Origin of the sequence: Corynebacterium nasorum, assembly GCF_022345765.1 — a bacterium.
GTDB lineage: Bacteria > Actinomycetota > Actinomycetes > Mycobacteriales > Mycobacteriaceae > Corynebacterium > Corynebacterium kefirresidentii.
On the sequence record NZ_JAKRDR010000007.1, the window covers coordinates 60,286 to 77,988 of the forward strand.

Consider the following 17,703-nt stretch of genomic DNA (forward strand, 5'->3'; position numbering starts at 1 on the left):
ATCATGGCAGACCGCATTGAACTCACCGGCCTGGAATGCTTTGGCTACCACGGCGTCTTTGAGGAAGAAAAGCGTACCGGCCAGCCTTTCATCGTGGACATCACCTGCTGGTCCGATTTCGCCGAGGCCGCCGCTACCGATGATCTGACCAAGACCATCAATTACGCCGAGCTTGCCGACGTCGCTGCAAACATCATCGAAGGCCCCGCCCGCGACCTCATCGAGACCGTCGCTAGCGAGATGGCCGATACCATCATGGCTACCTTCGAGGGCCTGCACGCCGTCGAGGTCACGCTTCATAAGCCGAAGGCACCGATTCCGCGCACTTTTGCCGATGTCGCCGTGGTCGCCCGCCGCTCCCGCAAGCACGCGAGGACGCTCTAATGCGCGCGGTGCTATCCATCGGATCCAATATGGATGACCGCGTGAAGCTATTGCGCACGGTATTCGACGAATTCGCCGGCGACATTGTCGCCGCCTCGCCGGTTTATGCCACCCCGCCGTGGGGAGTAACGGACCAGGACGAATTCCTCAATGCCGTGCTCATTGTGGATGTGGACGAGTCACCCAAGGAACTGCTGCGCCGCGGGCAGAAGCTCGAGGAGGCCGCGGAGCGGGTGCGGGTGCGTCACTGGGGCCCGCGCACGTTAGACGTAGACATCGTGGACATCGAGGGATACACCTCCGATGACCCGGAGCTCACCGTCCCGCATCCTTATGCCCACGAGCGCGCCTTCGTGCTGATTCCCTGGTTGGCGGCCGATGGTGGTGCTAGGTTGAGTGGGGAGGGCGTCGCCAAGCGGGTGGCAGCACTCGACCCGAAGGAGCGCGCCGATATTCGCCGGTTGGGCATGATGGAGGAGCTATGAAACGGACCTCGTTGGGTGCCCTCATTGGCACCGGGGTCTTCTTTGCCGCCGCCGCGGCCATCCTCACTACGCGCTTTTATGGCTCCATGCTGCACATCCCAGTGACGGTTTCGGCCACGCTGTGGCTCATGGCGGTCATCTGCTTAGTGCTGACCTGGAAGGTGGACCAAGCCACCGAGGACGAGCATGGCATCGGCCTAGATAGTTCGCAGCTTAATCCCATGACCATCACGCAGTTCATGCTGGTGGGCAAGGCCTCGGCGTGGACCGGAGCCATCGTGGGGGGAATCTATGCAGGCGTGGCCGTCTACGTTATCCCCAACGCCGGCACGCTTGCGGCCGCCTCCGATGACCTGGTGGGGGTCATTGCCTCGGCGCTCGGTGGCCTTGCCATGTGCGCTGCTGGCCTGCGGCTGGAGCGACACTGTGAGACCCCGCCCCCACCAGATGGGGTACAAACGGTACATTAGTGAGCATGACTGAGCCGCGCTCTTCTTCTCACACTACTTCCGCCAAGACGTCCAAGCCGGATCTGGGCCAGATCGGGCTCATCGTCCTCGTGGTGCTGGCCGTCCTAGCCAGCATCGTCATGCTGATTTCCGGCTCTGCCGCAGCGCTAAAGATTGCGCTCATCGCCGCCCTATGGGCCGCTGTGCTCGGCTTCTTCCTAGTGATGCGCTACCGCCGCCAGGCAGAAGAATCCGTGACCAAGCTGGAACTGCAGGAGCGCGCCCACCGCGCCGAGCTGAAGCAAGCCCGCGCGGCCGATGGCCAGCCCCTACCGGACCAGGAACTGCTCGATGAGATCCGCACCGAGCTGGCGTCCATCCGCAAGCAGATTGAGGATCTTTCCGGCCACGAATTCACCTATGAGCCGGCCGCCCTACACGCAGAAGCCCGCCGCATCATGCAGCTGGAGGCCCAGACCGCGGCCGCCGCGCGCCCGGATGCGGAGGAAGGCAACGTGGACTTCACCCAGTCTTCTTCCGGCGCCCCGTCCGCCGATGCTATCGCCGGCCGCCTGGGGAACCAGCCGTCCGCGGCGCACGCTGAGTCCAACCCACTCAATGACATCATTAGTGAAAAGACGCGCGCGCAGCGTACCTCCGGCAAGTCTTCTGGCGCCTCTACCTTTAATACCGGCGGTTTCCAGGCCGTGCGCTGGGATACCGGTGGCGATGACTCCTTGAAGACCACCCACGCTTCCGCCTCCAGCGAGCACCACGGCAGCCACCGTAAGCCGGAGGCTGCGACCACGGCCAATGACGAGACCCAGGACATCCCGCAGCAGCCGGCATCGCAGCGCGATGAGCGCGCGGAGTACCCGGGCTCCGGCCAGCACGTGGCCCCAGAAAAGTCCGAGCCAGTACGCCAGAAGGCGGCCCGCTCGCATCATCGCGCGGCTGCTGAGGAGCCGGAGTCGCGTGGCCGCCGCCGCAGCGACGATAAGCGCGAGGGCGCGGTCTCCGTGGCCGAGCTGCTGGCCCAGGCAAAGAATAAGAAGGATAAATAAATGCGCCCGCCACGCATGCGGGTAGCTCTCTTTGGCCGTAGCTTGGCCGGTTTTACCTTGGCCAATGCCATGGAACGCGCCGGCCATGAGGTGCAGATGCTCTCGGATCCAGCCGAGCTTTCTTCCTTCGAGACTCTCATTATCGCCGTGGGCGATGCCCGTCTGGAAGCTACCGTGGAGTTACTCGAGCCACACGTCCATCGCGGACTAATCGTCTTCCACACCTGCCTTTCGCGCGGAGTGCAGGTATTGGATCCCCTGGAAACCCACGGCTGCGTTGTCGCGGCGCTCGCCCCATTTACACTGAAGCGCTGGGCGGTGACCACCCTGGATGAGTTGGGCGAGACCGTGGTGGAACTTAATATCGCCGAGTTTTACGCAGAGACCGTAGCGCTTTCCGACGCCGAACGTGCCCCCTTTGCCGCCCGCGCCTACTACGCCGAAATGCTGCGGCGCTTGCATATCTCTGCGGCGGTTGATGCTCATTTCCTCTCGCCCTCAGAAGAGCCACCCCTGGTGGGTGAGGACATGGACACCGAAGAAATTATCGCCGCCTACCGCGGCGCCACTGACCCCGGCTTGCGGCGCAGCTACGTGGAAGTTGCCCGCCGCCTAGGAGAGGTGGACGGCCGCGAAGAGCTAGAAATGTGGGCCCTACAAGAGGAGAGCCGATGAGCCTGGAGCTGGGAAACGCTACCGTCATCAACGATATTGAGCGCATCCGCATGGTCGGTAGTGCTTTTCACAAGACTGGCCGCCCGGTCGCCTTCGTGCCGCTGACTACCGGCGTGCACGCCGGTCATATCGCGCTGGTGCGCGCGGCGAAGCGCATCCGGGGCGCCGTTACCGTCGTGGCCCTGCAGTCCCCGCAGAAGGAGGACCTTGAGCTTCTGCGGGCCGAAGGAGTGGACATCGTGTGGGAGTACTCGCCCGAGTCCTTGTGGCCACACGGACGCCGCATCGCCGTAGCACCGGCCGACGCCGCCACCGCTCTCGAGCCGGATCTCAGCGGGGATCTCACGCTTTACCTCGCGCTCATTTTGACGCTTGCGCCAACCGACGTCCTTTTAGGCGAGAAGGACTACGAGCTTCTCCTTGCCATCCACCATGCGGTCCAGGACTTCCACCTAGGAGTCCGTGTGCAAGGCGTACCCGCTGTGCGCATGCCCGACGGCGTGGTAATGAGCCTGCGCAATACCCACGTGCCGGCCGAATCCCGCGAGCAGGCCGCGGCACTATCTGCCGCGCTCACCGCTGGCGCGCACGCCGCCGAGGCCGGTGCGCAGAAGGTACGTGAGGTTGCCGCGGAGGTGCTTCGCGCCGCGGGGGTTGAACCCGAGTATCTCGAGGTGCGCGGTCGAGATTTAGGGGCCCCTCCCGTAGAAGGTGATGCCCGCCTGCTTGTTGCCGCGACAATCGGTGGCGTCCGGCTCATCGATAATGTGGGCCTGCCGCTGGGCATCGGTTTTAATAATATTGAAGAACACGAAGCCAAGGCCGAGCTCGAACGCGAACAGCAACGCGAGCAACAGCGCGCACAAGATGCCGCTTCCCAACAGCTATCGGAGGACTAATGACCGATATCCAGATCCGCGACCTAGACCCGCGCGATGAACCCCAGGCCATTTCCTTTGCCATTGAAGGCATGCATCTGCACTGGTTTGTGAAAAATCCTCGCTTCGAGCGCGCCTATGGCCGCTATTTTTGGGATTTAGAGCGCGCCAAGGCCACCGATATCTTGGCCGCTTACGATGGCGACCGCTTCCTCGGCGTGCTGCTGGCCTCCATGAAGGGCAAGCCCGCGTTGCCATATCCGTGGTGGCGCAAGGCATTTGTCCGCGCGGTGGAAATCTTTAATAATCTGCGCCCGGGCGGGCACCGCGATGATTACGATGCCGCCAATCAGGACATGCTGCTCAAGTACCTAGGCGAGCATTCCATTGACGGCGAGATTGGTTTCCTCGTCGCCGACCCCAACTCTGGCGTAAGCGGCGTGGGCACGGCACTACTTGAGGCCTTCGAATCTCGCCATTCAGGGAAGAATATCTACCTGTACACCGATGGCGGCTGCACTTATCAGTTCTATGACGCCCGCGGCTTTAGCCAGGTGGGCGAGCGCACCATCGCGGTCAACGAGGACCGCGACTTGGTGTGCATGCTCTATGTGCGGCGCTTGGGCGCACCGCAGACCTAGCGCGCCAAGGCCCCCATCGGGTCCCAGGCCGGCAGGGTAGTCACGGACTCGGACTGCAAAGCCGCTTGGTATTGCTCCGGCAGTCGGGAAGGGTGCACGGCGATTTCGAAGACGAACTCATCGAACCAGTCATCGGCCATGGTCCAAAAGCCCTTATCGGCCTTCTTTGGACCCCAGGAATTCTCCACGCGCCAGCTTTGTACTGCGCCGCCTTCGGCGATATCGGCGCCGGTAAACACCATCGCGTGGGTCATCATGGACTCGTGCAGGCGCAAACGCTGTGCCTTGTCCAGATCCATCTCCACGCCGTAGAAGGCCTCATAATCGTGCAGCTGCTTGGCCCACACGCCGTGCTCATCATCGGATTGCTGGTCGGTATCGCAGCCGAACCACACCGGCTGGCCATCGTTGATGGAGTCACGCGCGGCATCGCGCAGCACCTCCACCGGCGCGTTCAGATAGGTTACGCGCTCGCCGGCCACATTGCCCAGGTATTCCACGGTGTAGAGCTTGCCGTAGGCATTGCGGGGATCATTGACAACGCACACGTACTCGCTAAGGTCCGCGGGCAGGTATTCCTTGGCAAACTCCTGCGGGGTAAAGGTGCCCGCGCGGTGGAACTCATCATCCTTATCGCGATACTGCCAGACAAAGTCCTCCGGCGGCAGGCCCAGGTTGGCGGTGAGGATACGGTAGACGTCGGCAAGCGCCTGCTTGTGCGCGCCCTCTTCGCCGCTGCGGATCCGGTGCGCGGCGCGGCGCAGCACGGTCTGCAGGTTACGGTTCAACATCGCCGTGGCCTCCGAAGAAGCGGTTTCCGGCATGGCGTACTGCGGTACTACACCGTATTTTTCCACCAGTGCGACAAACATGGACCACTGGCCGCCGTCATCGATCGGATCATCCATGAGCTTGGTTACGGGGCGGTCCGTAATATCGCGGTCCTTCAGCTCAGCCATGGCGCTAAGGAACCAATTGGCCTTCTCGAGCTTGTCAAAGAAGTAAATATAGGTCTGGGAAAGCTCAAAATCTTTAAGCTTGGCCTTGTCCATCAGCCCACCGCGCAGGGAATTCAGGCCGGCAAAAATCCAGCAGCGGCCCGAAGCCTTCTGGTCGGCCACGCCCCAGGAATCTAGCTTATGGCTGGTCACCCGGTTAAGGGTGTGCAGTACCTCGCGGTCGAGGCTGAGCTTATCGACGCCTTCCTGAGCCACCCCATTGCGTACCAAGCGCAGCGTGGCATCACTGGCGAGCTCAGCATTGGCGGCATGAACCTCGTTCGGGTTAATCTCGGTCATTTCTCGATTCTCCTTAGTTCATCCGGTCCCAGAGGGGAAGCTCAATCGGTTCGGTATCTAGCGCCTGAGAAAGCTCATCGCTCAGGTGCTCCTTGCGCACGGCGATGTGGAAGACGTTCTGGTCAAACCAGGCATCGGACATGGTGGCAAAGCCCTTGCCGGGCACATCCTCGCCGTCTTCCTTGCGTGGTGGCTTGGAGCCCCAAGAGTTCTCCACGCGCCAAGCTCGGTCCCCATCCACACCGGTGAGCGCCATCGCGTGGGTAGGCGCGGTCTCGCCGGAGGTAAAACGCTCCTCCTTAGTCATGGTGGAATCGATGCCGTAGAGGCCATCGGTATCCACCAGTCCCTCGTCCCATACGCCGTTGAGGAAAGAGAATTGACGGTTGACGTCGCAGCTAAACCACACCGGCTCGCCGGCGGCTAGGCTGCGCTTGGCGGTCTCCTTGAGCTCTTCCACGGTGACGTTTAAGTACTCTTGTGGCGCGCCACCCAGCACATTGCTTTCATCAGCGCTGCTAAATACGCGATGCTTGGGGTTGGTGGAACGGGGGTCATCAGCCAGCACCACGAACTCGTCGAGGTGGGGTAGGTATTTCTTGGCAAACTCGCGCGGGGTGGAGTGCAGGCGCACGAATTGCTCGTCCTTGGTGCGATACGCCCAGGTAAAATCCTCGGGCGGGGTGCCCAGGTGGATGGCCAGGATGCGGTGGAAATCTTTGCGTGCCTGAGCAAGGATGTCCTCGCGCGGGCCATCTAGCGCGGCGGCGCGACGCACCACCGTGGCGAGATCGCGGTTCATTTCCGCGGTATGTCCAGACGAGCGGACCTCCGGCATGACCTCGGCAGGTACCACGCCGTACTTGGCCACCAGGTTGCTAAAGAAGCACCACCAGCCGCCGTCGGCTCCAGCGTGGTCGAGCACTGCGGCCACGGTGCGCTCATCCCAACCAGCGTCCTTTTTATCCAGCAGCTGATTGAGAACCAGGTTGGCCCGCTCCAGCTTGTCAAAATACTGCAGGTAGGTGAAGGAAAACTCGAAATTATCTACGTTGAGTTCCTGCGCAGCGCGGTGGCGGAAGACGTTTAACGCAGCGAACATCCAGCAGCGGCCGGAACGCTTTTGATCCGTTACATCCAAGCTATCCAGCTTGGTTTCCGTGGTGGGGTATAAGGCGGTAATGCGGTCGCGGTCAAGCGCCGCCTTGGCCGCGCCAACGTTGGTGATGGCGTTGCGGGCCAGCCGCTGTCGTGAATCGGCCGCAGCCTCCTTGCGCAACTGGGACAGGTATTCCTTGGTGAGCAAAGTCATATTTCGGTTTTAGCAGACTAGAAATCCTGATGGGGCTGGTTGGGGGAAGAGCTAGAGAAATTCCGCCAGCTTTTCGACGGCCCCCGGAGTCCCCACTTCCTCCGGCAGCCACGGAACCTCGCGCACTGGGGTCTGCGGGAGCTTGGCGCGGAGAAGTGCGAGCGCCTCATCTTCGGCCGCGCGACGGGCGGCGAGGAATTCTCCCTGGTTGGCAGGGGTACGGCGGTTAACCAGCATGGACCCCACGCGCACGCCATTTCCGGTGAGGTCCGCGTGGAACTCGGCGGACTCGAGTACGGGCAGGCGCTCGGCGGTAAGGACAATATGGAAGACCGTGCGCGGTGAAGTCAGCGCCGCGCGCAGCTGGGAAAAGCGCTCGCGCCGCTGGAAAAGAGTGGCGCGAATTTCCTGATTGCGCCGGTCCACGGGGTCATTATTCGCGCTGTTGCCGGGCGACATTCCGCGTACTAGCGAGCCGAATTTATCGGATTTCTCGCGCCGGGAAAGTAAGCCATCGGTATAGGCGGCCATGATTTCTGGCAAAGCCATCAGCCGCGAGGTAGGCCCAGACGGGGCGGTATCGAAGATGAGGAAATCGACGTCGGACTCTTCGCCGACGAGCGCCGCAATACGCTCCAATAGTGCTGCCTCCTGCGTGCCGGGCGATTGCCGGGCCAAGTCCAGGTGCTTTGTGACCTCGCCATGCAGATGCTCGGGCATGAAACGGCGCATCGCAGAACCTACCTGCGCAAGATGTTGTTCCGTGGCGCGCGCCGGGTCGATCTCGATGGCGGAGAGGGAAGGGGTGAGGGCCACGGGGGCATCGCCAAGCGCGGTGCCAAAGATGTGCCCCAAGTTGTGCGCTGGGTCCGTAGAGACCAAGCAGACGCGGTGATCGCGGGACAGGCGCAGCGCGGTGGCGGTAGCCAGGGTGGTCTTTCCCACCCCGCCCTTGCCCCCAAAGAACATGATGGGTGCAGTCTCTAACAACATTGAATATTCTCCAGCGGGGATCTTTCCATTCCCATGCGCGTATGCCAGGCGTGGAAATCCTCATAGACCAACGGCAAAAGCTCCAGGGTGTAGTAACTGGCCGGGTTGGGAATGCCCAGGGCCTCCGAGACCACCAGCATCATGAAGAGATCGTCTTCCTGCTGCTGGGCTTTGGCAAAACTGGCGCGGTACGGGGCCTGGTAGAACTCATTGAGACCAGCCCCGAACGCCCTAAGCTTGTCGAGCATGCTCGGGCAGCGGGGCGTCAAGATCATCATCGGACCACTCCAGTGGGGCCTCCTTGCGGGCACGAGAGATGGCACCGACGGCCTCCACAATGACCCAGATGGTGGCGACCACGATGATGGCGTCCATGCAGAACAGCAGCCAGTTCTGGCTAGTAAATAGCGACTTTAGCTGCAGGAGCGCGGCCCACAGGGACATGGCGGTAACGAAGATGAGCGGGATGACCACTGGCCACGTCGGCCGACGTAGGTGGGTGAGGATGACTACCACGATGGCCAAGGAGAGTCCTGCCATGAGCTGGTTGGTGGTACCGAATAGCGGCCAGATGGTCATGCCGCCCGAGCCATCCACGCCGGCGGAGAAGGTCAGCCCAAAGGCCAAGCCCACCGCAATGACGGTGGCGGCCAAAGCCTTGATGCGTACGCCTATGATTTCGCCGATTTCTTGGACCACCAAACGCTGCAGGCGCACACCCGAGTCCATCGTGGTAGCCGCAAAAAGCACGGCCATGGTGGCCAAGATGGTGCCGGAAAGGGAGGTAGGAATACCCAAGCCCTCATTCATGAGCGCGCCGCCGCCTTGCACAAAGGCGTCCACGCCGCCGGCGTTCCACTCGGAGTAGATTTCTTCCCACTGCGCGGCGGTCTTGAAGCCAGCGGTAGTAGCGATGATGGTGCCCAGTGCGAGCAAGCCCTCGCCCACCGCGCCGAAGTAGCCCACAAAGCGCACGTCGGTTTCTTTATCCACCTGCTTGGAAGAGGTACCGGAGGCCACCACGCCGTGAAATCCGGAGACAGCGCCGCAGGCGATGGTGACAAAGAGCAGTGGAAAGATGCCCGGGGTGCCGTCTGGTACGTTATCGCGCAACGCTGGCGCCATAATCGAGGGCCGAGTGATAAGGAAAGACCCGTACAAGATGGCCAAACCTACGAAAAGCTGCAGGCCGTTGATGTAATCGCGTGGCTGCAGCAGCACCCATACCGGCAGCATCGAAGCGATGAAGGCGTAGATGAATAACAAGATGATCCACACGCCGTTGGCGGGAATCCCCAGGACGGTATCCGGCAAGACCACGGGAACGCGGTCACCGATGATCATCAGCGCGTAGAGCGCGATCACACCCACGATAGATACCAGCGGTAGGTTCCACTTCAGGCGGTAGATGGCTTGGCCGATAAGTAGCGCGACGGCGATGGCGCCCCACGTGGGAATGACGGCCATGGGAGTGGATACCAACAGGTTGGAGATGACCACTGCGAAGGCAGTATTCACCATCAAAAGCAACAGGAAAATGACGATGAGGAAGAGGTTGCGCCCGCGCTTGCCGATATAGCGCCCAGACAAGGTACCAATGGATTGGCCCTTGTGGCGTTGGGAGGCCCACAGAGCGCCGAGATCGTGCAAACCTGCGAAGAAGATGGTGCCGATGGTCACCCAGAGAAAGGCCGGTACCCAGCCCCAGATAACGGCTACGGCAGGACCGATGATCGGTGCTGCACCCGCTACGGAAGTGAAGTGGTGCCCCCACAGGACGTATTTATTGGTCGGGACATAATCCACGCCGTCTTCCATGGTGTGGGCCGGGGTGGAGTAATTCGGGGATAGCCGGAAAATTCTTCGCCCTAGGAATTTGGAGTAGAGCAGATAGCCGGCGACCATCATCGCGATACCGATGACGGCGAGGACAAGAGAGTTCATAGTGTGTGTCTCCTCATAGACGGGCAGGTGGCGTGCATCACACGTGCGAATAGTATGCCATAACTCACATATGTGTTTGCCTGTGGGGGAGACCGATGGGTGGATTTATATTTGAAGGGTACCCGGAGACTTTTGGTTCAGTCGCCGTGGATAGACGAAAGCGCGGCCCTTGCTCGAGCAGGAACAAGGGCCGCGCGGTGGGTACTTAAACCAGGTGGTGGTTACTTCTTATCGACGCCGATATTGCCGTCCTTCTTCCACACCACAACCACTGCCGGGCGTGGGGTGGACTTGCCACCGTCAGGCCAGTGAGAGGTCTGCTTTTCAAAGGTGGCATCATCGGTTTCACCTGGGTGCTGGACGTTGACCATCACGCGCTCATCGGTGACGATGGGGCCACAGGTCTCGGCACCTGCCGGAACGGTAAGGAAGCACTTCAGCTCACCGCGGGTATCGCCCTCGGTGGTCACCGCGTAGAGGCCATCGTTGGACTCCAACGCGTTACCGTCGGTGGAGATCCACAGATTGCCGTGGCTATCGAAGGCCAGGTTATCCGGGCAGGAAATCGGGGAGACCTTCTCCTTGTCAAAACCACCGAAGTAGGTATTAGCCTCCTTCGGATCGCCACAGACCAAGAAGAGGTTCCAGGTGAACTTCTCGCCAGCGTGGTCATCTTCAATCTCCATGACCAGGCCGTTCTTGTTCTCCTTGATAGGAGCCCATTCCATAGGCTCTTCCTTGTTCTTCTTGGCGTTCTCGCCGGTAGCGCCACGGTAGTTATTGTTGGTCAGGGCAACGTAGACCTTCTCCGAGTCTGGGTGGACCTGCATATCCTCAGGGCGGTCCATCTTGGTCGCGCCCACCTTATCGGCGGCCTCACGGGTGTAGACCGCAACCTCTTCTGCAGACATGCCGTCGACGTGGGACTCGAACTTATTGTTTTCCGTATCGGAGGTCAGCAGCTTAATCCACTTGCCCTCGCCGTCGAAGGCACCGTCTTCGGGCAGTACGCCGGAGCCGTCAATCTCGTCGGCTGGGGAGTTGCCCTCTACCTTGGCTACGTACAAGGTGCCGTGGTCCAAGATGGTGAGGTTGTGCTCGATGTCGCCCTCTTTGTACTTCTTGGTGGAGATGAACTTGTAGATGTACTCGAAGCGGGAGTCATCGCCGGCGTAGCACACCACGGTGCCATCGGAGGCGATGTGGATGTTGGCGGCCTCGTGCTTGAATCGGCCCAGAGCGGTGTGCTTGACCGGGGTGGACTTAGGATCTAGTGGGTTAATCTCGACGATCCAGCCGAAGCGGTTCGGCTCGTTCGGCTCCTTGGAGACGTCGAAACGCTTATCAAAGCGCTCCCACTTGCGCTGGGACTCGCCATCTTCCATGCCGAAGCGCTCTAGAGACTCCTGCGCCTTCTTGTCATCCAGCTTGGCGTGAGCGAAGTACTGGTCAAAGTTCTCTTCGCCGGAGAGCATGGTGTTCCACGGGGTGATGCCACCGGAGCAGTTACTCAGAGTGCCCTTGACCTTCTTGCCCGTCTTATCGGCGGAGGTCTTTACAAAATCGGAACCGGCAGCCGGGCCGACCAAGGTGAATTCGGTGGTGGCGGTAATGCGGCGGTTGAGCGGGCCAAACTCGCGCTTGAGCTCACCGGTGTTTCCTACCTTGGATACTTCCACGATGGAGTGGCCGTGGCCAGCCCAGCCAATCTTGGCCTGCTCTTCGGTGGGGTTGTCCGCATCGTAGTTGGGGAACATCTGCGGCTCGGTGGTGTACTCGTGGGAGCAAACGTAGATAAGGCGGTTGTCATCGTCCGGGTGCTCGATGAGGCCGGCGAAGTCATTGTTGAATCCGAACTGCTTCTCTGCTGCCTCGGCGGTCTGATTCTTGTCATCGAATTCCGGCGCGTCCTTAAACAGCGGATCGCCCCACGCGATGAGCACGGACTGCTCGTAGCCATCCGGGATGACTACTTCGTCCTTTTCATTCGGCTGTACTGGGTCAAACTTCATGCCCTCTGCGGAGGTTAGCTCGACGTTCGCCTCAGAGGTCTTGCCGCCCTTGCCCTCGGAAGAAGACGCCTCAGTAGAAGCATCGTCTGGGCTAGAGCAGGCAGCCAGCGCGGCGCCGCCGCCGACGGTTACGACGGACAGGCTGCCCGCGCGCAGGGCGGTACGACGGGAGAACTGGTCACCGAAGTACGGGTTATCGGACTTGTTCTCGCACTCTCCAAAGCAGGCATTACCGCACTTGTAGGTGCAAGTCAGGCTGGAACGAGAGGATGTGAAGAGACTAGAGAGAAGATTGCGGCCCTTAAGCGCCATGGGTAGTGCTCCAAAAATGTCGAAAAATATTGATTACATATGGGGACAGTCATATATAAAAGGTCATCTTCGTAACTGTGTGTTGACCCCGAGGTGACAGTGAAGTGAATTATGCGTAAATCCTTTCCCGGGAGAGGGTGGCGTGGGCTAAATCGCGTGCTGCGGTGGGGATCGACTACCCTTGGCTAACGTGAGCGAGCAGAAGAATAATGAAGTAAACGATGTCCCTGAGCAGCTGCGCATCCGCCGCGAAAAGCGCGATCGCCTGCTGGAATCCGGCGTAGAGGCCTACCCGGTAACCGTTGAGCGCACCATCTCTTTAAAGGATTTGCGCCATGATTTCCGCGTCGTGGCTGAAGGCGAAGAGCCTGGCAACGAAGAGGGCGTAACCTACCTGGCCCCTGGTGAGGAAACCGAGGTCACCCATGCCATTGCCGGTCGCCTTATTTTTATGCGCAATACCGGCAAGCTGTGCTTCGCCACCTTGCAAGATGGCGATGGCACCCAGGTGCAGGCCATGCTTTCCCTCGCAGAGGTAGGCAAAGAGCGTCTCGACGCCTGGAAGTCCGACGTCGACTTGGGCGATTTCATCTCCGTGCGCGGCCGCGTGATTTCTTCGCGCCGCGGCGAGCTGTCCATCATGGTCTCCGAATGGACCATGGCCGCTAAGTCCTTGCGCCCGTTGCCGGTGTCCTTCGCCGATATGGCTGAAGATACCCGCGTGCGCCAGCGCTATAACGACCTCATTATCCGCGAAGATGCCCGCAAGAACGCCATGATTCGCGTCAAGGTCATGCGCGCGCTGCGCAATTACCTGGAAAGCCAGGACTTTGTAGAAATCGAGACCCCGATGCTGCAGACCCTGCACGGTGGCGCAGCCGCTCGCCCGTTTATCACCCACTCCAATGCGCTGGATATTGACCTCTACCTGCGCATCGCTCCAGAGTTGTACTTGAAGCGCGCGGTCGTGGGCGGCATTGACCGCGTCTTTGAAATCAACCGCAACTTCCGCAATGAGGGCGTTGACCGCTCCCACTCGCCAGAGTTCGCTATGCTGGAGACCTACGCTGCGTGGGGCGATTACAACGATTGTGCCCGCATGACGCGTGAGTCCATCCAGGCTGTTGCCCGCGATGTCTTCGGCTCGACCACCGTCACCCTTGCCGATGGCACCGAGTTCGATTTCGGTGGCGAAGAATGGCCGGAAATCGAGATGTACCCCTCCCTGAATGAGGCCCTGCAGCGTAAGTTCCCGGGCCAGCCGGAGGTCACCATCGATACTGACGTCGAGACGCTCAAGGGCATTGCAGACGTCATTGGTCTCGACGTCCCTAAGGACGGCGGCTGGGGCCACGGCAAGTTGGTCGAGGAAATCTGGGAGGTCCTGTGCGAGGACCAGCTCGAAGGCCCTATCTTTGTCAAGAATTTCCCGGTTGAGACCTCCCCGTTGACCCGCCAGCACCGTTCCGAGCCGGGCGTGACCGAAAAGTGGGACCTCTACGTGCGCGGTTTCGAGCTGGCAACCGGCTACTCCGAGCTCGTGGACCCGGTTATCCAGCGCGAGCGCTTTGAGGATCAGGCCCGCCTGGCCGCCGGTGGCGATGATGAGGCCATGGTGCTGGATGAGGACTTCCTCGCGGCTATGGAGCAGGGCATGCCGCCTACAGCCGGTACGGGCATGGGCATGGACCGTCTACTCATGGCCTTGACTGGCCTGGGCATCCGCGAAACCGTGCTCTTCCCGCTGGTCAAACCCGAGCAGAAGTAGCACCTAGCGTCCTATCGCTTGGCCGTCAGCCCGCGCGGGCTGACGGCTTTGCTATTTCCTGCTCATGTTCGTTCCTGCACCCCTGCTGCAAAAGACCAGCGCAGTTTCTCACCGCATGGAAAAATGCGAGGCATGAAAAGAATTCTCCCTATCCTTGCCCTACCTGTATTGGCCGTTGGGCTTGCGTCATGTTCCTCTGCTGACAGTAACGAGGAAGCGCCCCAATTCCGTCCACGGATGACCGAAAGCACCGCAACTAGCTCGGCGGAAGCTTCCTCCCCAGAGAGCACAGCGGAAGAAACTACCGAATCAGAAAAGAAGGTGGATTCCTCGGGGCTGACCATGCGTTCGGCCGAGGACTTTTTGGCGAAGGGCCCCGAATACGCGCAGTCGAAGGCGTGGGGAGTTAAAAGTCCCGATGGAAAAGTTTCGTGCTCCTTTAAAGAGCTCTCCGCAGGCCCGTGGTGCACCGTGCAGTTCGCAGATCCACCCCTAATGCCAGACCCAAACCAGCCGCAGTGGGAGGCTAATATGGTCAGCTTCAAAAAGGGGGAGGGATTCTTCCCATCTGGCGCGGTGGATCCAGGTGATATGACTCCGTCGAAACAGCTCAAGGCAGGGGAGAAGGTAGAAATTGAAGGCGTTACCTTCGAGGCACCAAACTCGGATGAGTTCACGGTCACAGCGAAGGGACATCATTTCACCGTAAAAGACAACGGTCAGTACTACTCCGATACCTTCCCACCTAAGCCCGATTCCAATGGCAACGCCAAAATGGGCACTATCTGTGGGCAGATGGATACAAAATGGGGACGAAAGAACGTCTACGTGCAAGTCGATGGCACGAACTGCACCAAAGCTATGCAGGTCGTAGATAGCTACGTGAACCACGACTTTAAGCCGGAGGAAGTAAATACCCGCGGCTTCCTCAGGCTCGAAGGTTGGGCGTGCGATGTATCCGCGCCAAAGTTCTTAGATGACGCAAAGCCGGAAAACCGCTTGCCCAAATGCGTGGATTCGAGTGGCAGCGGGCGAGTAGTTCTCCTGGATATCTAAGTTTTTAGCGCACGAGTGGGCCGGCGGATTTATCGCCCCGCAGGCGCTTAATGATGTTCTCGGCCGAAATCAGGCACATTGGCACACCGACGCCCGGCACGGTGGTAGCCCCCGCATAGTAGAGGCCGTTTACCTTGCGTGAGGCATTGCGTCCGCGCAAAAACGACGACTGTCGCAGCGTGTGTGCCGGTCCGATGGAGCCGGCCGACCAGGCATGGTAGCGCTCGGCAAAATCGGCCGGGCCGAGCGTGCGCTTGACGACGACCCTCTCTCGCAAATCCGGCACTCCGGCCGTGGCCGCGATGCGGTTGAGGGCGGCGTCGGCAATCGCAGCAACGCGCTCGGACTCCTCAGCGTGATAGGCATTGCCAAACCCGGGCGCCTCCGCGGCCGGCACCGGCACCAGAATGAAGAGATTTTCGTGGCCCTCGGGGGCGACACTTGGGTCGGTGGCGGAGGTCTTGGACACGTAGATGGACTCGGAGGCCCCCAACGGCCGGGAGGGCTCTGGGCCGGAATAGACGGCGCGGAAATCCGGATCCCAGTCCTTGCTAAAGAGCAACGTATGGTGTGCCAGCTCGGGCAGCTTGCCCTTCACCCCGGCCAAGATGAGCACGGTACCCAGGCCCGGATTGCGCCGGCCCCAGTAACGCTCCGGGTAGGTGCGCAGCTGCGGCGGCAAAAGCTGGGTCTCGGTGTGGTGCAAGTCCGCTGCGGAGACCACGATATCGGCGTGGATGGCGCCCTTGTTCGTGCGCACGCCCGTTACCTGCCGATTAGATACCTTGATGGAGGTAACCTCCTCGCCCAAACGGAAGGTGGCGCCAAACTTCTTCGCTTGCCGGTAGATGGCCTGGACCACGGCGGCGAAACCACCTTGTGGGTAGCGTACCCCCTCCACCAGATCGGTGTGGCTCATCAGGGAATACAGGGCCGGGGCGGCGGCCGGCTCGGAGGATAAAAAGACCGCCGGATAACTCAGAATCTGGCGCAGGCGGGCATCAGCAAAGCTACGGCCCACGTGCTGCTGCAGGTTTGCCGCAAGCAGCGCCACGAGGCGAGAAAGCCGGGCGCGAATATCGCGGTGCACCAAATTGAGCGGCGCGGAGAAGGTGGTGTAGAGGAAGTGCTCGAGTGCCATGTCATAGGTATCGCTGGCCTGCGCCAAGTACTGCCGGACCTTGTCTCCCGCGCCGGGTTCCAAGGACTCGAACAGCGCGGTGACTTCCTCGATACCGGAGTGCACGTCTACGGGCGCATCCCCATGAAAAACACGGTAGGCGGGGGAGAGGTCCACCAGATCTAGCTCCGCCTCGGTAGAGGTGCCGCACAGCGCAAAGAAATGATCGAAAGCCTCGGGCATGAGATACCAGGACGGGCCCGTATCCCAGCGAAAGCCGTCTTCTGCAAAGCTGCCGGCGCGGCCTCCCACCTCATCCAGCGAGTCCACCACGGTGACCTCGTATCCTTCGCGGCCGAGCAAGGCGGCGGTGGCGAGTCCAGCGATGCCGGCTCCGATGACGACGGCGTGCATGACGTTCTCCTTAATCTTCGGCTGGGTGTGGGGCGTGCTTGCTGTGGCCGCGGCGGCGCACTGCGCGGGCCGCTAACCAAGCCTTGGTGTGGTTGGGCACGGATACGCGCGTGGTGGCGAGGTCCGTAGCAGGGGTTGCGGCGAGGCGATTGGTCAGCTCGGCAAAGATATCCGCCGCCGCGCTCACACCAACCCGTGCGGAGGCAGGTAGCAAGTCGATGGTGAGCGCGGCGGTAGCAAGCTCCTGGCGGATCTCTGCGATGAGCGCGGACTTGGTGGCCTCATCAATCCGGCCGGATGGGGCCTGCTGAAAATAGGTGCGCCCCAAAGTAGAGCTATCCTCGCCCAAATCACGCAGGAAGTTTATCTTCTGGAATGCCGAACCTAGCGCGCGGGCGCCGCGTTCCATGGCAGTGCGGTCGGCGGGTGAAACGCTTTCCTCGGCTAGGAAAATCTGTAGGCACAAAAGCCCAATGACTTCCGCCGAGCCGTAGATATAGTCTTGCAGCTCGGCCGAAGAATACTCGCGTTGTTTAAGATCCGCGCGCATGGAGTGAAAGAAGGCAGCAAGGTACTCGCGGGGGAAGCCACAGCGACGCGCGGTTAAGGCATAAGCGTGGACCACGAGATCCGTGTGCAGTCGCTGCTGCGGTGCGGCCAGGATGGTTTTCTCGTAGGCATCCAATGCGGCGGCGGGGTCGGTGTGGGCTTGGGCAGCGGCGCCGTCGACAAGCTCATCGGCAATGCGCACCACCGCGTATAAGTGGCGGATATCGGCGCGCACCCGCCCGCGCAAGAGCCGCGTGGCCAGCGAGAAGCTGGTGGAGTAGCGCCCCATAACCTGTGCGGCCGCGCGGGAGGCCGCTTGGTCATAGCGAGTTAGCATATCTGTCAACGT

Annotated in this window: 17 protein-coding genes; 9 read left to right on the forward strand and 8 right to left on the reverse strand. The window is 60.8% G+C overall.

The annotated features are described in order from the left end of the window. Positions 1-3: 3 nt before the first annotated feature. From folB to MHK04_RS06820, 7 genes are read left to right on the forward strand one after another with little or no spacing between them, the layout of a single operon-like run. Complete coding sequence (gene folB / locus MHK04_RS06790) at positions 4-384, forward strand: dihydroneopterin aldolase (RefSeq protein WP_239208084.1); 381 nt, start codon at positions 4-6, stop codon at positions 382-384. Continuing rightward, a complete protein-coding gene (folK, locus tag MHK04_RS06795; RefSeq protein WP_023019931.1) occupies positions 384-869 on the forward strand; it encodes a 2-amino-4-hydroxy-6-hydroxymethyldihydropteridine diphosphokinase in 486 nt (161 codons plus the stop codon). The genes folB and folK overlap by 1 nt, the downstream gene beginning before the upstream one ends. Continuing rightward, a complete protein-coding gene (locus MHK04_RS06800) occupies positions 866-1,339 on the forward strand; it encodes a DUF3180 domain-containing protein (protein ID WP_023019930.1) in 474 nt (157 codons plus the stop codon). The genes folK and MHK04_RS06800 overlap by 4 nt, the downstream gene beginning before the upstream one ends. A gap of 5 nt (positions 1,340-1,344) precedes the next feature. Beyond that, entirely contained in the window at positions 1,345-2,382 is a 1,038-nt protein-coding gene (locus tag MHK04_RS06805; RefSeq protein WP_239208083.1) for a DUF6779 domain-containing protein, read from the forward strand. After that, positions 2,383-3,057 (forward strand): 6PGD fold domain-containing protein, encoded by a 675-nt coding sequence (locus MHK04_RS06810; RefSeq protein ID WP_239205455.1) that lies wholly within the window; start codon positions 2,383-2,385, stop codon positions 3,055-3,057. Next, on the forward strand, positions 3,054-3,956 hold the full coding sequence (locus MHK04_RS06815; RefSeq protein WP_239208082.1) for a pantoate--beta-alanine ligase: 903 nt from the start codon (positions 3,054-3,056) through the stop codon (positions 3,954-3,956). Before MHK04_RS06810 ends, MHK04_RS06815 begins: the two co-directional genes overlap by 4 nt. After that, entirely contained in the window at positions 3,956-4,576 is a 621-nt protein-coding gene (locus MHK04_RS06820; RefSeq protein WP_239208081.1) for a GNAT family N-acetyltransferase, read from the forward strand. Before MHK04_RS06815 ends, MHK04_RS06820 begins: the two co-directional genes overlap by 1 nt. Here MHK04_RS06820 and MHK04_RS06825 read toward each other — a convergent pair. The 6 genes from MHK04_RS06825 to MHK04_RS06850 form a co-directional block, all read right to left on the reverse strand. Further along, positions 4,573-5,874, reverse strand: coding sequence for a C1 family peptidase (locus MHK04_RS06825; protein ID WP_239208080.1), 1,302 nt, complete (start codon positions 5,872-5,874; stop codon positions 4,573-4,575). The genes MHK04_RS06820 and MHK04_RS06825 overlap by 4 nt on opposite strands. Positions 5,875-5,887: 13 nt before the next feature. Next, on the reverse strand, positions 5,888-7,186 hold the full coding sequence (locus MHK04_RS06830; protein ID WP_239208079.1) for a C1 family peptidase: 1,299 nt from the start codon (positions 7,184-7,186) through the stop codon (positions 5,888-5,890). Between the two features lie 51 nt (positions 7,187-7,237). Next, the gene (locus tag MHK04_RS06835) at positions 7,238-8,179 is read right to left on the reverse strand and encodes an ArsA family ATPase (protein ID WP_239208078.1); all 942 of its coding nucleotides are present in this window, start codon (positions 8,177-8,179) and stop codon (positions 7,238-7,240) included. Further along, positions 8,170-8,427, reverse strand: coding sequence for a cory-CC-star protein (locus MHK04_RS06840; RefSeq protein WP_239205465.1), 258 nt, complete (start codon positions 8,425-8,427; stop codon positions 8,170-8,172). Before MHK04_RS06840 ends, MHK04_RS06835 begins: the two co-directional genes overlap by 10 nt. Next, positions 8,411-10,123, reverse strand: coding sequence for a carbon starvation CstA family protein (locus tag MHK04_RS06845; protein ID WP_239208077.1), 1,713 nt, complete (start codon positions 10,121-10,123; stop codon positions 8,411-8,413). Before MHK04_RS06845 ends, MHK04_RS06840 begins: the two co-directional genes overlap by 17 nt. A gap of 221 nt (positions 10,124-10,344) precedes the next feature. Continuing rightward, the gene (locus tag MHK04_RS06850) at positions 10,345-12,447 is read right to left on the reverse strand and encodes a PhoX family protein (protein WP_239208076.1); all 2,103 of its coding nucleotides are present in this window, start codon (positions 12,445-12,447) and stop codon (positions 10,345-10,347) included. 190 nt (positions 12,448-12,637) lie between these two features. Between MHK04_RS06850 and lysS the strand changes: the two genes are divergently transcribed. Together lysS and MHK04_RS06860 are read left to right on the forward strand one after the other, a co-directional pair. Then, the gene (gene lysS, locus MHK04_RS06855; RefSeq protein WP_086588204.1) at positions 12,638-14,215 is read left to right on the forward strand and encodes a lysine--tRNA ligase; all 1,578 of its coding nucleotides are present in this window, start codon (positions 12,638-12,640) and stop codon (positions 14,213-14,215) included. A 132-nt stretch (positions 14,216-14,347) separates the two neighbouring features. Next, positions 14,348-15,271 (forward strand): hypothetical protein, encoded by a 924-nt coding sequence (locus tag MHK04_RS06860; RefSeq protein ID WP_023019918.1) that lies wholly within the window; start codon positions 14,348-14,350, stop codon positions 15,269-15,271. Positions 15,272-15,275: 4 nt separating this feature from the next. Here MHK04_RS06860 and crtI read toward each other — a convergent pair whose 3' ends face one another. Together crtI and MHK04_RS06870 are read right to left on the reverse strand one after the other, a co-directional pair. Continuing rightward, positions 15,276-16,805, reverse strand: a complete 1,530-nt coding sequence (crtI, locus tag MHK04_RS06865; protein ID WP_239208075.1) for a phytoene desaturase family protein — start codon at positions 16,803-16,805, stop codon at positions 15,276-15,278. Between the two features lie 10 nt (positions 16,806-16,815). Continuing rightward, positions 16,816-17,691, reverse strand: a complete 876-nt coding sequence (locus tag MHK04_RS06870) for a phytoene/squalene synthase family protein (protein ID WP_239205475.1) — start codon at positions 17,689-17,691, stop codon at positions 16,816-16,818. Between the last annotated feature and the right edge of the window lie 12 nt (positions 17,692-17,703).

Excerpts from the sequence above, each read along its gene's own strand:
- folB (WP_239208084.1), top strand. The coding sequence starts at position 4 with ATGGCAGACCGCATTGAACTCACCGGCCTGGAATGCTTTGGCTACCAC.
- folK (WP_023019931.1), top strand. The coding sequence starts at position 384 with ATGCGCGCGGTGCTATCCATCGGATCCAATATGGATGACCGCGTGAAG.
- MHK04_RS06800 (WP_023019930.1), top strand. The coding sequence starts at position 866 with ATGAAACGGACCTCGTTGGGTGCCCTCATTGGCACCGGGGTCTTCTTT.
- MHK04_RS06805 (WP_239208083.1), top strand. The coding sequence starts at position 1,345 with ATGACTGAGCCGCGCTCTTCTTCTCACACTACTTCCGCCAAGACGTCC.
- MHK04_RS06810 (WP_239205455.1), top strand. The coding sequence starts at position 2,383 with ATGCGCCCGCCACGCATGCGGGTAGCTCTCTTTGGCCGTAGCTTGGCC.
- MHK04_RS06815 (WP_239208082.1), top strand. The coding sequence starts at position 3,054 with ATGAGCCTGGAGCTGGGAAACGCTACCGTCATCAACGATATTGAGCGC.
- MHK04_RS06820 (WP_239208081.1), top strand. The coding sequence starts at position 3,956 with ATGACCGATATCCAGATCCGCGACCTAGACCCGCGCGATGAACCCCAG.
- MHK04_RS06825 (WP_239208080.1), bottom strand. The coding sequence starts at position 5,874 with ATGACCGAGATTAACCCGAACGAGGTTCATGCCGCCAATGCTGAGCTC.
- MHK04_RS06830 (WP_239208079.1), bottom strand. The coding sequence starts at position 7,186 with ATGACTTTGCTCACCAAGGAATACCTGTCCCAGTTGCGCAAGGAGGCT.
- MHK04_RS06835 (WP_239208078.1), bottom strand. The coding sequence starts at position 8,179 with ATGTTGTTAGAGACTGCACCCATCATGTTCTTTGGGGGCAAGGGCGGG.
- MHK04_RS06840 (WP_239205465.1), bottom strand. The coding sequence starts at position 8,427 with ATGCTCGACAAGCTTAGGGCGTTCGGGGCTGGTCTCAATGAGTTCTAC.
- MHK04_RS06845 (WP_239208077.1), bottom strand. The coding sequence starts at position 10,123 with ATGAACTCTCTTGTCCTCGCCGTCATCGGTATCGCGATGATGGTCGCC.
- MHK04_RS06850 (WP_239208076.1), bottom strand. The coding sequence starts at position 12,447 with ATGGCGCTTAAGGGCCGCAATCTTCTCTCTAGTCTCTTCACATCCTCT.
- MHK04_RS06860 (WP_023019918.1), top strand. The coding sequence starts at position 14,348 with ATGAAAAGAATTCTCCCTATCCTTGCCCTACCTGTATTGGCCGTTGGG.
- crtI (WP_239208075.1), bottom strand. The coding sequence starts at position 16,805 with ATGCACGCCGTCGTCATCGGAGCCGGCATCGCTGGACTCGCCACCGCC.
- MHK04_RS06870 (WP_239205475.1), bottom strand. The coding sequence starts at position 17,691 with ATGCTAACTCGCTATGACCAAGCGGCCTCCCGCGCGGCCGCACAGGTT.